Genomic DNA, 13,379 nt, shown 5'->3' on the forward strand with positions numbered 1-13,379 from the left:
CGGCTTGTGAAGATGTGGTGCTGATTGCCGGACCTTCCGCGCGCCGGTGAGCGATCGCCTCCTCCCACCGGATACTTGGACGCATGGTGTGGATGTTCGTGTGGCTCGGGATCGCGCTCGGCGCTGCCGCTGTCGTGTTCCTCTTCGCGAGCGTCGTCGCCCGGACGGAGTCGGCGGCGACCGACGACCAGGGTCTCGGGGGGTTCTGGCGGAACTTCCGTGCCGGGATGCGCCCGAGGCGCGGCCCGCGCGCCCCGCAGGAGGCGCGCCACGTCGGCACGGTCCGCCTGCCCAAGCCGGTCGACTCGACGATGGACGAGTTCTTCACCGCGACCGAGGTCTCCTCGAGGGCCTACGTCGATGCCGAGGAGCTGACCGAGGTGCTGCACCGTGCCCGCGAGCGGGCGACCCGCCCGCTGCACGTGCACGCCGAGCGCTCGCGGGCCGCGACGCAGCACGGCGCGTCCGCGCCGGTCGACGGCTCGGACGACGGCGCGACGACCGTCTGAGAGACTGCCCGCGTGAACGACCTCCTTCCTCTCTGGATCCTTCTCGGCCTCCTCGTCGTCGTCGGTCTCGTCACGGGCGGCGCGATGTCCGTCCGTCGGCGCCGCGGTGCACCGGGCGCCGGGCCCGCTCCTCGGCCGACGGGAGTCACGACCCCCCGCGCGGCGGAGCACGCCGACGACGGGCAGGCAGGAGCCGCCGGGACGGCGGTGCTCGACCGTGAGACGGCCGTCGTGGAGCCCGAGACGGCCCCCGCGGCCGCGATCGAGCGCCCCGAGCCGGTCGGCGGCCGTCTCGTCCGGCTGCGCGAGCGGCTCGCGCGTTCCGGCTCGCCGCTCGGCGCTCGACTGCTCTCGGTGCTGTCGCGCGACCACCTCACCGAGGACGACTGGGACGAGCTCGAGGAGACGCTCCTGCTCGCCGACGTCGGCGCGGGCCCGGCCGGTGAGCTCATCGAGAACCTGCGCACCCGGGTGCGCGTGCTCGGCGTGCGCGATGCGCAGAGCGTGCGGTCCCTGCTGCGCGACGAGCTCGTCGCGCTCGTCGACCCCACTCTCGACCGGTCCCTGGCGATCGCGCCCACGGCGACGCCGGAGGGGCAGGTCCCGGCCGTCGTGCTGGTGGTCGGGGTCAACGGCACAGGCAAGACGACGACCGTCGGCAAGCTCGCGCGCGTGCTCGTCGCGGAGGATCGCAGCGTCGTGCTCGGCGCGGCCGACACGTTCCGCGCGGCCGCGGCGGACCAGCTCCAGACGTGGGGCGCGCGCGTGGGCGTGCCGACCGTGCGCGCGGACCGTGACGGCGCCGACCCGGCTGCCGTCGCGTTCGACGCGGTACGCCGCGGGCGGGTCGAGGGCGCCGACGTCGTGCTCGTGGACACCGCGGGGCGCCTGCAGAACAAGGCCGGGCTCATGGACGAGCTCGGCAAGATCCGGCGCGTCATCACCAAGGAGGCGCCGCTGTCGGAGGTCCTCCTCGTGCTCGACGCGACGACGGGCCAGAACGGGCTCAACCAGGCCCGCGTCTTCGGTGAGGTCGCCGGCGTGACCGGGATCGTGCTCACGAAGCTCGACGGGACCGCCCGGGGCGGCATCGTGGTCGCCGTGCAGCGCGAGCTGGGGGTCCCGGTGAAGCTGGTCGGGCTCGGAGAGGGGCCCGACGACCTCGCCCCGTTCGACCCGGAGGAGTTCGTGGACGGGCTCCTCGGCGTCTGACGCAGGTCACGGTCGTATCACGGTCCGATCACGCGGATGTCGCGATCCGGACGTCGGACACCGCTCGCGAGGCTCGGAAACGGAACGTTTACCTCCGAGAACCGCTTGTCACACCCGCGTAACACGACGACACTCCCGGCGAAACCCGCCCCCACCAACGTTGTCCCCGACCAGCCGCCCGGCTGGCGAGGGGAGATGATCCGATGGAGTGGGACACCGGGGCTACCGCGTGGATGCTGATCTCAGCATCCCTCGTGCTCCTGATGACGCCCGGACTGGCGTTCTTCTACGGCGGCATGGTCCGCGCCAAGTCCGTGCTGAACATGATGATGATGTCGTTCGGGGCCATGGCCGTGGTCGGCGTGGTGTACGTGCTGTGGGGCTGGTCGATGTCCTACGGCGAGGCGGGGACGGGCGGGCTCTTCGCGAACCCGTTCGCGCAGTTCGGTCTCTCGGGGGCGATCACGGACGCTGAGGGCAGCGCCGTCGCCAGCACGCTGGGCAACTATCCGAATGTCGTCGACATCGCCTTCCAGGTGACGTTCGCGATCATCACGGTCGCGCTGATCTCCGGTGCGCTCGCCGACCGCGTGAAGTTCGGAACGTGGCTCGCGTTCACCGCGATCTGGGTCACCGTCACCTACTTCCCCCTCGCCCACATGGTGTGGGGTGGCGGCTTCCTCTCGGCCAACGAGAACGGTCTCGCGGCGATGGTCTTCGGGGTGACCGACGGCGCCGCCACGGTCGCGCCGATCGACTTCGCCGGCGGCACGGTCGTCCACATCAACGCCGGTGTCGCGGCCCTCGTGCTCGCGCTCCTCGTCGGGAAGCGCAAGGGCTTCGGTTCCGAGCCGATGCGCCCCCACAACCTCCCGTTCGTCATGCTCGGCGCGGCCCTCCTGTGGTTCGGCTGGTTCGGCTTCAACGCGGGCTCGGCGTTCGGCGCCAACGAGACCGCGGGCCTCGCCTGGGTCAACACGACGTCCGCGACCGCCGCGGGCATCATCGGCTGGCTCCTGACCGAGAAGATCCGTGACGGTCACGCCACGTCGCTCGGCGCCGCGTCCGGTGTCGTCGCGGGCCTCGTCGCCATCACGCCCGCCGCGGGCGCCCTCACCCCGGTCACGTCGATCGTCCTGGGCGTCGTCGCCGGTGCGCTCAGCGCCCTCGCGGTCGGTCTCAAGTACCGCTTCGGCTACGACGACTCGCTCGACGTCGTCGGCGTCCACCTCGTGTCCGGCCTGTGGGGTACGGTCGCGATCGGCTTCCTCGCCGCGGACACCGGCCTGTTCTTCGGCGGCGGGGCTCAGCAGCTCGTCGTCCAGATTCTCATCGCCCTCGTCGCGATCGTCTTCTCGGCCCTGACGACGCTGGTCATCGGCCTCATCCTCAAGGCGACGATGGGCTGGCGGGTCAGCGAGGACGCCGAGGTCGGCGGGATCGACCTCGCGGTGCACGGTGAGACGGCGTACGAGTCCATCCAGCAGGGCAGCGTCATCAAGGAGGTGCGGGCATGAAGCTCGTCACGGGAATCATCCAGCCGCACCGTCTCGACGACGTGAAGTCGGCGCTCGAGGCAGCGGGCGTGCGCGGCATGACCGTCAGCGAGGCCAGCGGCTACGGCCGGCAGAAGGGCCACACCGAGGTCTACCGCGGCGCCGAGTACACGGTCGACCTGGTCCCCAAGGTCCGTATCGAGGTGCTCGTCGACGACGCCGACTCGGCCGTCGTCACCGAGGTGATCGTCAAGGCCGCCCAGACCGGCAAGATCGGCGACGGCAAGGTCTGGACCGTCCCGGTCGAGGACGTCGCCCGGGTGCGCACGGGCGAGCACGGCCCCGGCGCCCTGTGAGGACGACGATCCGCGCATGACGGACCACGCCGACACCCCGGCCACGGGCGGGGTCGCGGGGGGATCGGCGGAGCACGGTACGGAGGTCCCGCACCCGGACGGGGTGCGGGACCTCCGCGCTCGCACGCTCGATCTCGCGCGATCGCTGAGCGGTCCCGGCCGCAGCGGCGTCGCTCGCCGTGCGGCCGTCGTCGACCTCGTGATCACGAGCCTCGCGACGCTGTGGGAGGAGGCGACGGCCGACGTCGCCCCCGACGGGATCGCGCTCGCAGCCGTGGGGAGCCTGGGCCGAGGCGACATGGGCCCCGCGAGCGACCTCGACCTCGTGCTCGTGCACGACGGTCGCACGCACTCCGCCGAGGAGGTCGCCGGGGTAGCGCAGCGCCTGTGGTACCCGCTCTGGGACGCCGGCATCGACCTCGACCACTCCGTCCGCTCGCTGTCGCAGTGCCGCCAGGTGGCCTCCAAGGACGTGCCCGCGGCCGTCGGCTGGCTCGACGTGCGCGCCGTCGCCGGCGACTCCCTCGTGGTCCACCGCGCGTCGTCGGCGGTGCTCACCGACTGGCGGTCGGCCTCGCGTCGTCGGCTCCCCGAGCTCCTGTCCTCGACCCGCGACCGGGCCGAGCGCTCCGGCGAGCTGGCCTACCTCATCGAGCCTGACCTCAAGGAGTCGCGCGGCGGCATCCGGGACGCGGTCGTCCTCTCGGCGCTCGCGGCGACGTGGCTCACGGACCGCCCGCACGGGTCCGTCGACCGCGCCTATGCCCACCTGCTCGACGTGCGCGACACGCTGCAGGTCGTCACGGGTCGGCACACCAGTCGGCTGCTCCTCGCGGACCTGGACGACGTGGCCGACGTGGCCGGGTACGACGACCCGGACGAGCTCCTCGCGAGCCTCGCCGAGGCGGGGCGCGAGATCTCCTACGCGCTCGACTCGACCGTCCGCCGCGCCCGCCAGGCGTTGCAGCGACCGTCGATCGCCCGACGACCCGTGCTCATCCGCGGTCGTCGTGCCGCACCGCGCCTGCGCTCCGTCGGCGACGGTCTCGTGGAGCACGACGGCGAGCTCGTCCTCGCCGTCGACGCGCACCCCGCGTCCGACCCGCTCCTGTCGCTGCGCGCCGCCGCGACCGCCGCGCGGACCGGGCTGACGCTCTCCCCGGTGTCGGTCGCGAGCCTCGCCGAGTGCCCCCCGCTGCCCGAGCCGTGGCCGAAGGCCGCCCGGGCGGCGTTCCTCTCGCTGCTCGGCTCGGGCCAGGCGCAGGTGGCGGTCTGGGAGGCGCTCGACCTCGCGGGCGTCGTCACGACGTGGATCCCCGAGTGGGCCGGCGTGCGCAACCGCCCGCAGCGGGCTGCGGTGCACCGGCACACCGTGGACCGTCATCTCGTCGAGGTCGTCGCGCGTGCGTCGCGCGACCGCAAGGAGGTGGCGCGGGGCGACCTGCTCGTGCTGTCCGCGGTGCTCCACGACATCGGCAAGCGCGCGGGCGCGCAGGACCACTCTGTCGAGGGGGCGCGGCTCGTGCCCGTGATCCTCGGGCGGATGGGCTTCGACGCGGGCGTGGTGTCCGACGTCGAGCGCCTCGTGCGGCACCATCTCACCCTGTCCCGGCTCGCGGTGAGCGAGGACCCCGACGACCCCGCGACCGTCGCCGAGCTCGCCGAGGCCGTCGACCACCGGCCCGAGCTCCTCGAGGTCCTGCGGGCGCTGACGGAGGCGGACGCCTCCTCGCTCGGCCCGAGCGCGTGGACCGCGTGGCGCGCCCGGCTCGTCGACGACCTCGTCGGCGCGACGCTGCGGGTGCTCCGGGCGGACGGCGACGCCGGGCCCCGGGCGCCCGGGTAGGCTTGACCCTCGCGGACGCGCCGTACCGTGCCCTCTCGGTGAGACGGAGCCGGGTGGTGCGCGTCCGCCCCCGAGACGACCGGCGACTGGTGAGGATGACGCGGTGTTCAACACGCTGTCGGACCGACTGACATCGACCTTCAAGAACCTGCGGGCGAAGGGTCGGCTGTCCGAGGCGGACATCGACGCGACGATCCGGGAGATCCGTCGCGCGCTGCTCGACGCCGACGTCGCCGTACCGGTGGTGCGCGAGTTCACGGCGACCGTGCGCGAGCGCGCGCTGTCCGCGGAGGTCTCCGGCGCGCTGAACCCGGCGCAGCAGGTCGTCAAGATCGTCAACGAGGAGCTCGTCGCGATCCTCGGCGGGGAGAGCCGGGGGCTGCGGTTCTCCAAGACCCCGCCGACGGTGATCATGCTCGCCGGCCTCCAGGGTGCCGGAAAGACGACCCTCGCGGGCAAGCTCGCGCTGCACCTGCGCGAGCAGGGGCACACGCCGCTCCTCGTCGCGGCCGACCTCCAGAGGCCGAACGCCGTCACGCAGCTCTCGGTCGTGGGCGAGCGTGCGGGCGTCCCGGTGTTCGCCCCGCACCCGGGCAACCAGAGCGGCGTCGAGGTCGACGACGTCATCGGCGACCCGGTCGCCGTCGCGCGCGACGGGCTCGAGGCCGCGCGCCGGCGCGAGCACGATGTCCTCATCGTCGACACCGCCGGCCGCCTGGGCCTCGACTCCGTGCTCATGCAGCAGGCCGCGGACATCCGCGACGCGGTGAGCCCGGACGAGATCCTCTTCGTCATCGACGCGATGATCGGCCAGGACGCGGTCGCGACCGCGAAGGCGTTCGAGGAGGGCGTCGACTTCACGGGCGTCGTCCTCACCAAGCTCGACGGCGACGCGCGCGGTGGTGCGGCGCTGTCCGTCACCGGCGTCACGGGTCGGCCGATCCTCTTCGCGTCGACCGGTGAGAAGCTCACCGACTTCGAGGCCTTCCACCCGGACCGCATGGCGTCGCGCATCCTCGACATGGGCGACGTGCTCACCCTCATCGAGCAGGCCGAGAAGGCGTTCGACGCCGAGCAGGCCGCGAAGATGGCCGAGAAGCTCGAGTCCGGTCAGGACTTCACGCTCGCGGACTTCCTGGTGCAGATGCAGCAGATGAAGAACATGGGCTCGATGAAGAAGATGCTCGGCATGCTGCCCGGCATGGGCCAGATGCGGGAGGCGCTCGAGAACTTCGACGAGCGCGAGGTCGACCGCATCGAGGCGATCATCCGCTCCATGACCCCCGCGGAGCGCGAGAACCCGAAGATCATCAACGGCTCGCGCCGGGCCCGCATCGCGCGAGGCTCCGGTGTCCGGACGTCCGACGTGAACCAGCTGCTCGAGCGGTTCGCAGGCGCGCAGAAGATGATGCGCCAGATGGGCCGCGGCGGAGGCGTGCCGGGGATGCCGGGCATGGGGAACCTGCCGGGCATGGGCGGCAAGAAGGCGCGCGGGCGTCAGGCCCCGCAGCGCAAGGCGAAGGGCAAGTCGGGCAACCCGGCGAAGCGTGCGGAGCAGGAGCGCGCCGCGGCGGCCCGTGCCGCGGGAGAGGCCGCTCGACCGTCGTCGCCTGCAGGGTCGGCGTTCGGCGTCGGCGCAGGAGCGGGCCCGGCGTCGCCGCAGGTCTCCGACGACCTCGAGCTGCCGCCTGGGTTCGAGAAGCTCCTCGGCCGCTGACCCACGTCCCGACCACCTTCACCCTGGAGCCGCATGTCCGCGCTGGAAGGCCCTACGCTGCACGTCCGCGGCCATGTCCTCATCGGTGACGACCGCGAGGTCGGCGACCTGTGGGTCAAGGACGGGCGCGTCAGCCTGACCCGGCCCTCGGCCCAGGGCACCAACATGGTCGACCTCGAGGGCTGGGTGTTGCCGGGTCTCGTGGACGTGCACTGCCACGTCGGGCTCGGCCCCGACGGTGCGGTCGACACCGCCACCGCCCAGGCCCAGGCGCTCGTCGACCGCGACAGCGGCGTGCTGCTCGTCCGCGACGCCGGGTCGCCGGCCGACACGCGATGGATCCAGGGCCGCCGCGACCTGCCGCGCCTCGTGCGCGCCGGTCGCCACATCGCGCGGCCGAAGCGCTACCTGCGGCACTACGGGCTCGAGCTCGACGACCCCGCGCAGCTTCCCGAGGCCGTGCGTCGTGAGGCGCGCGCAGGGGACGGGTGGGTCAAGCTCGTCGGCGACTGGATCGACCGCGACCTGGGCGACGACGGGGACCTGCGCCCGCTCTGGCCCGACGACGTCCTCGCGGAGGCCGTCGCCGTCGCGCACGCCGAGGCGGCGCGCGTCACGGTGCACGCGTTCTCCGACGAGGTGATCCCGTCGCTGCTCGCCGCCGGGGTCGACGGGATCGAGCACGGCACGGGCATCCACCCCGACCTCATGTACGACATCTCCGAGCGCGGCATCGCCGTCACGCCGACCCTGCTGCAGGTCGGGCGATTCGAGGACATCGCACGGCAGGCCGACGCCCGCTACCCGCGGTTCGCCGCCCGCCTGCGCCGCCTGCACGCGCGCCGGTACGAGCAGGCCCGCGCGCTGCACGACGCCGGGATCCAGCTCCTCGTCGGGACCGACGCGGGCGGGACGATCGGCCACGGACGCCTCGCCGACGAGTGCGCCGAGCTCGTCGCCGCCGGCATCCCGTCCGCCGCCGTCGTCGCCGCCGCGAGCTGGCAGGGCCGCGAGTACCTCGGCTTCACGTCCCTCGTCGAGGGCGCGACGGCGGACTTCGTCGTCTACCCCGCGGACCCGCGGCTCGACGTCGAGGTGCTGCGTGCGCCCACCGCCGTCGTGCTGCGTGGCGAGATCGTGCGGCACTAGCCCGGCTTGGTCGGCTCGCCGGCCGTCTGGCACAATGGCCCCGTACTCGGTGTGCCCGGCCCCTCTCTCCGTGCTCGCCGTGTCCTGAACCCCACCCTCGTCCTGGTCCCCACCGGACGCGCGCGGGTTCACCCATACCAGAACCAGGAGTGACCACCACAGTGGCCGTCAAGATTCGTCTGAAGCGTCTCGGCAAGATCCGGGCGCCGTACTACCGTGTCGTCATCGCGGACTCGCGCACCAAGCGTGACGGTCGCGTCATCGAGGAGATCGGCAAGTACCACCCCACCGAGGAGCCCTCGTTCATCGAGATCACCTCGGACCGCGCGCAGTACTGGCTCGGTGTCGGCGCGCAGCCGACCGAGCAGGTCCTCGCGCTCCTCAAGATCACCGGCGACTGGCAGAAGTTCAAGGGCCTGCCGGGCGCCGAGGGCACGCTCCGGGTCAAGGGCGAGAAGGCCGACCCCGCCGCTGCCATCGAGGCTGCCGCTGCCGACGCCGAGAAGGTCAAGGCCAAGGCCGCGGAGAAGAAGTCGGAGCCCGCACCCGAGGCTGCCGACTCCGCCGACGCTGCAGCTGCCGGCGACGAGGCCTGATGCTCGCCGAGGCCCTCGAGCACCTGGTGCGCGGCATCGTGGACAACCCGGACGACGTCCGGGTCGGCTCGAAGACGCTGCGTCGCGGTGACCTGCTCGAGGTCCGGGTCCACCCCGACGACCTCGGTCGCGTGATCGGTCGGGGCGGGCGCACCGCGCGCGCCCTGCGCACGGTGATCGGGGCCCTGGCGACCGACGGTCCCGTGCGGGTCGACGTCGTCGACGTCGACCGCCGCTGAGCGTCCGCGAAGGACCACGTCCCGCGAGGGACTCGAGAGACCCGGCCCGCCGCGAGGCGGGCCGGGTCTTCTCGCTCCCGGACACGTCCGGGACACGGGCGGGCCGACCACGGGCCGTCCCAGCACAACGACCAGAGGAGCACGACCATGCAGCTCACCGTCGCCCGCGTCGGCAAGGCGCACGGGCTGCGGGGCGAGGTGGCGCTCGACCTGCGCACCGACGACCCCGAGGCCCGGCTCGCCGTCGGGGCCGAGCTCCCGACCGAGCCGGCCGACGCCGGTCCGCTCGTCGTCGCCTCGGTCCGCGTGCACCAGGGGCGCTGGCTGGTGCGGTTCGAGGGCGTCGGCGACCGAACGGCCGCGGAGGCCCTGCGGGGGACGCAGCTCGTGGTCGAGGTCGAGGAGTCCGACGAGGAGGACGCCTGGTACTCCCACGAGCTCGCCGGCCTGCGTGCCGAGTCGACGGACGGCACGGAGCTCGGCCGCGTCGAGGGACTGGAGGAGGCGCCGGCCCACGACCTGCTCGTGCTGCGGGAGCCCGACGGGACCCGCACGCTCGTCCCCTTCGTGCGCGCCATCGTGCCCGTCGTCGACGTCCCGGGGGGACGCGTGGTGCTGGACCCGCCCGGCGGTCTGCTCGCGTCCGACGCCGACCGGCTCGACGTCGCGACGCCCGAGGAGGGCTGACGTGCGGATCGACGTCGTCACGATCTTCCCCGACTACCTGGCGGCGCTCGACCTGTCCCTCGTCGGCAAGGCCCGGACGGCCGGCATCCTCGATCTGCGCGTGCACGACCTGCGCGACTGGACGACCGACCGGCACCGCACGGTCGACGACACGCCGTTCGGCGGCGGCGCGGGCATGGTCATGCGACCCGACGTGTGGGGTCGGGCGATCGCGGACGTCGCAGGGACGGAGCGGTCGGCGGACGAGCCCGACGGCGCGCCGTCCCAGGGTGCGGGGCCGCACCTCGTCGTGCCGACGCCGTCGGGCGAGACCTTCACGCAGCGCACGGCGGAGGCGCTCGCGGAGGAGAGCCACCTCGTCTTCGCCTGCGGCCGCTACGAGGGCATCGACGCGCGCGTCGCCGAGCACCACCGCGCGGCCGGCGGCAGGGTGAGCGAGCTGTCGATCGGCGACTACGTGCTCAACGGGGGCGAGGTCGCGACGCTCGTCATGGTCGAGGCGGTCGCCCGGCTGTTGCCCGGCGTCGTCGGGAACCCGGAGTCCCTCGTCGAGGAGTCGCACGGCGCGGCCGGGCTGCTCGAGTACCCGGTGTACACCAAGCCGCCGGCGTGGGAGGGGCTCGAGGTCCCGGACGTCCTGCTGTCGGGTCACCACGCGCGCATCCATCGCTGGCGGCGGGACGAGGCGCTGCGACGCACCGCCGCGCGACGGCCCGACATGGTGCGGGCCCTGGACGTCGAGACGCTCGACCGCCACGACCTCGAGGTGCTCGCCGCGTCGGGCTGGACGCCCCGTGACGGTCGGCTCGAACGAGAGGGCTGACGCCCCGGCGCCGCGGTGTGGCAGAATGAGCCCTCGGTGCGCGCCGACTCCCGGACTCTGCCACAGGGGACGTCCGGGACACGACATCAGCTCGACGGCATGTCACGCACCGTCCTGACGAGATCAGCCCGGGTCGTCCTGGGCCACGAGCACGCGTCCCGACCTGTGGCGGGCGAGGAGAACATCATGCACACGCTGGACAGCGTCGACGCAGCATCGCTGCGCAGCGACGTCCCGGACTTCCGTCCCGGTGACACGCTCAAGGTCAACGTCAAGGTCGTCGAGGGCAACCGCTCCCGCGTCCAGGCGTTCCAGGGCGTGACCATCGCGCGCCAGGGCCACGGCGTCCGCGAGACCTTCACGGTCCGCAAGATCAGCTTCGGTGTCGGCGTCGAGCGCACGTTCCCCGTGCACTCGCCCTCGATCGAGTCGGTCGAGGTCGTCACGCGCGGCGACGTCCGCCGCGCCAAGCTCTACTACCTGCGTCAGCTTCGCGGCAAGAAGGCGAAGATCAAGGAGAAGCGCGAGACGCGCTGACCGACCGCAGTCGCGAACGGGCGGCCGCCCCCCTGGGGTGGCCGCCCGTTCGGCGTCCCGGGGCCTCCCGACAACCGTCCCGACTCCCGGTCCGTTTCCCGGAAGTCGCCCGAAGGTGGCAAGGTGAACGCGTGACCGACAGCGCCCCCACCCGCGGCCCTCGACCCGACGCCCGACCCGAGCGCGGGACCGACGCGGTCGACGACGTCGGCACCCCGCTCGGGGCGGCCGCCGACGCCCGTCGCGAGCCCGACGAGGGGCCCGACGAGGACGCGACGCACGAGACCCCGGCGCCCGCGCGCAAGTCCTCGCTCCTGCGGGAGACGGCGATCATCGTGGTGAGCGCGCTGATCCTCTCGCTGCTCATCAAGACCTTCCTGGTCCAGGCGTTCTTCATCCCGAGCGCGTCGATGGAGGACACGCTCGTCGAGGGCGACCGGGTGATGGTCTCGCGACTCGTCCCCGGGGTGTTCGACGTGCACCGGGGCGACGTGGTGGTCTTCAAGGACCCGGGCGGGTGGCTGCCGCCGGCGGTGCCGGAGGAGCAGAGCGCGCTCACGGAGGCCGCGACCGCCGCCCTGACGTTCATCGGCCTGCTGCCGCAGGACACGGGCGAGCACCTCATCAAGCGCGTCGTCGGGACGCCCGGCGACCACGTGGTCTGCTGCGACGCCGAAGGTCGCGTGAGCGTGAACGGCGAGCCCATCGACGAGACGTACATCAAGCCGGGCTCGGTGCCCAGCCAGGACCCGTTCGACCGGACGGTTCCCGACGACATGCTCTTCGTCATGGGGGACAACCGGCAGAACTCGCAGGACTCCCGCTACAACACCGGCAGGCCGGGCGGCGGGTTCGTCCCGATGAGCAACGTCGTCGGCACCGCGTTCGTCAAGGTCTGGCCGCTGTCCCACGCCGGCCTGCTGCGCAACCCCGGCGACGTGTTCGCCGACGTCCCGGACGTCCCGGAGCAGGAGCCGTGACGAGCGGCACGGTCGCGGCGCCTCGGCGCGGCGCAGGCTCCCGGGCCGCCACGACGGCCGGCGGGAGCGCGCGGCGCCGCCCGGACCTGCGTCACGAGCGCGCGATGCTGCGCGACGGTGCGCGGTTCGTCGCGGGGATGGACGAGGTCGGGCGCGGTGCGCTCGCCGGGCCGGTCTCCGTGGGCGTCGTCGTCGTGGACCTGGCGACGAAGCCCTGCCCGCCGGGGCTCACCGACTCCAAGCTCCTCACGCCCGCCGCGCGCGAGGCGCTCGTGCCGCTCGCGCGCGCCTGGGCGGTCGCGTGGGCCGTCGGGCACGCGGGGCCTGCGGAGATCGACGCCCACGGGATCGTCGGTGCCCTGCGTCTCGCGGGCCGGCGCGCGCTCGCGCAGGTCCGTCGCTCCGTGGGCGACGTCGAGGCCGTCCTGCTCGACGGCAAGCACGACTGGCTGACGCGTCCCTCCGTCGACCTCTTCGAGGCCTTCGAGCTCGACCCCCAGGACGACGGTCTCGGCGACCCCCGTGTGCGCACGCTCGTCAAGGCCGACCTGCAGTGCGCCTCGGTCGCCGCGGCCAGCGTCCTGGCCAAGACCGAGCGGGACGCGCTCATGACGCGGCTCGCGCACCAGTACCCGGTGTTCGGGTGGGACCAGAACAAGGGCTACGGCGCGGCGACGCACGTGGAGGCGCTGCGCGAGCACGGCCCCACCCCGCAGCACCGGCGCAGCTGGCGCCTGCCCGAGCGGGGCGACGAGCTGTCGCCGGTCCTCGACGCCGCGGGATCGGACGGAGCGACGGGCAGGTCGGATGCTGCCCCCGTCTACGGGCCGCCGGTCGTCGCGCTCGACCTCGACCCCGACGCCTCGCTCCCGACCAGCTGAGCCACGCCGGACCTGCGCCGGCGTCCCGATGGTCCATGATGGAGACGTGAGCGCCGAAGACCTCGAGAACTACGAGACCGAGATGGAGCTCGCGCTGTACCGCGAGTACCGCGACGTGGTGGGCCTGTTCTCCTACGTGGTGGAGACCGAACGACGCTTCTACCTGGCGAACCAGGTGGACCTCCAGGTGCGCTCGGCCGCCGGCGAGGTGTACTTCGAGCTGCGGCTCGCCGACGCGTGGGTCTGGGACGTGTACCGCTCGGCCCGGTTCGTGAAGTCCGTGCGCGTCGTCACGTTCAAGGACGTCAACGTCGAGGAGCTGGCGAAGGCCGAGCTCCAGCTGTAGACGTC

15 protein-coding genes are annotated in these 13,379 nt (G+C 73.1%); all 15 read left to right on the plus strand.

From position 1 onward, the window contains the following. Positions 1-83 precede the first annotated feature (83 nt). The 15 genes from V5D56_RS12035 to V5D56_RS12105 all read left to right on the plus strand — a co-directional run bounded on the left by V5D56_RS12035 (position 84) and on the right by V5D56_RS12105 (position 13,374). Positions 84-509 carry a hypothetical protein gene (locus V5D56_RS12035; RefSeq protein WP_435735572.1) on the plus strand — a complete coding sequence of 142 codons (426 nt, stop codon included), beginning with the start codon at positions 84-86 and terminating at the stop codon, positions 507-509. A 12-nt stretch (positions 510-521) separates the two neighbouring features. After that, positions 522-1,721 (plus strand): signal recognition particle-docking protein FtsY, encoded by a 1,200-nt coding sequence (gene ftsY, locus V5D56_RS12040; protein ID WP_435735573.1) that lies wholly within the window; start codon positions 522-524, stop codon positions 1,719-1,721. A gap of 203 nt (positions 1,722-1,924) precedes the next feature. Continuing rightward, positions 1,925-3,238 (plus strand): ammonium transporter, encoded by a 1,314-nt coding sequence (locus V5D56_RS12045; protein ID WP_435735574.1) that lies wholly within the window; start codon positions 1,925-1,927, stop codon positions 3,236-3,238. Further along, positions 3,235-3,573, plus strand: coding sequence for a P-II family nitrogen regulator (locus V5D56_RS12050; RefSeq protein WP_251150647.1), 339 nt, complete (start codon positions 3,235-3,237; stop codon positions 3,571-3,573). Before V5D56_RS12045 ends, V5D56_RS12050 begins: the two co-directional genes overlap by 4 nt. A 16-nt stretch (positions 3,574-3,589) precedes the next feature. Next, entirely contained in the window at positions 3,590-5,419 is a 1,830-nt protein-coding gene (locus V5D56_RS12055) for a [protein-PII] uridylyltransferase (protein WP_435735575.1), read from the plus strand. Positions 5,420-5,522: 103 nt separating this feature from the next. Continuing rightward, a complete protein-coding gene (gene ffh / locus V5D56_RS12060) occupies positions 5,523-7,136 on the plus strand; it encodes a signal recognition particle protein (RefSeq protein ID WP_435735576.1) in 1,614 nt (537 codons plus the stop codon). A 33-nt stretch (positions 7,137-7,169) separates the two neighbouring features. Further along, positions 7,170-8,285, plus strand: coding sequence for an amidohydrolase family protein (locus V5D56_RS12065; RefSeq protein WP_435735577.1), 1,116 nt, complete (start codon positions 7,170-7,172; stop codon positions 8,283-8,285). A gap of 161 nt (positions 8,286-8,446) precedes the next feature. Next, a complete protein-coding gene (gene rpsP / locus V5D56_RS12070) occupies positions 8,447-8,881 on the plus strand; it encodes a 30S ribosomal protein S16 (protein ID WP_435739016.1) in 435 nt (144 codons plus the stop codon). After that, the gene (locus V5D56_RS12075; protein WP_251150651.1) at positions 8,881-9,120 is read left to right on the plus strand and encodes an RNA-binding protein; all 240 of its coding nucleotides are present in this window, start codon (positions 8,881-8,883) and stop codon (positions 9,118-9,120) included. Before rpsP ends, V5D56_RS12075 begins: the two co-directional genes overlap by 1 nt. 147 nt (positions 9,121-9,267) lie before the next feature. Then, complete coding sequence (rimM, locus tag V5D56_RS12080) at positions 9,268-9,807, plus strand: ribosome maturation factor RimM (protein ID WP_435735578.1); 540 nt, start codon at positions 9,268-9,270, stop codon at positions 9,805-9,807. A gap of 1 nt (position 9,808) precedes the next feature. Then, entirely contained in the window at positions 9,809-10,630 is an 822-nt protein-coding gene (gene trmD / locus V5D56_RS12085; protein ID WP_435735579.1) for a tRNA (guanosine(37)-N1)-methyltransferase TrmD, read from the plus strand. Between the two features lie 186 nt (positions 10,631-10,816). Continuing rightward, entirely contained in the window at positions 10,817-11,167 is a 351-nt protein-coding gene (rplS, locus tag V5D56_RS12090) for a 50S ribosomal protein L19 (RefSeq protein WP_251150654.1), read from the plus strand. Between the two features lie 131 nt (positions 11,168-11,298). Next, positions 11,299-12,147, plus strand: coding sequence for a signal peptidase I (gene lepB, locus V5D56_RS12095; RefSeq protein WP_435735580.1), 849 nt, complete (start codon positions 11,299-11,301; stop codon positions 12,145-12,147). Then, positions 12,144-13,028 carry a ribonuclease HII gene (locus tag V5D56_RS12100; RefSeq protein ID WP_435735581.1) on the plus strand — a complete coding sequence of 295 codons (885 nt, stop codon included), beginning with the start codon at positions 12,144-12,146 and terminating at the stop codon, positions 13,026-13,028. Before lepB ends, V5D56_RS12100 begins: the two co-directional genes overlap by 4 nt. Positions 13,029-13,074: 46 nt before the next feature. Continuing rightward, positions 13,075-13,374, plus strand: coding sequence for a DUF2469 domain-containing protein (locus V5D56_RS12105; protein ID WP_024840525.1), 300 nt, complete (start codon positions 13,075-13,077; stop codon positions 13,372-13,374). The last annotated feature ends 5 nt before the right edge of the window (positions 13,375-13,379 follow it).

Source organism: Cellulosimicrobium sp. PMB13, from assembly GCF_051294865.1.
Taxonomy (GTDB): domain Bacteria; phylum Actinomycetota; class Actinomycetes; order Actinomycetales; family Cellulomonadaceae; genus Cellulosimicrobium.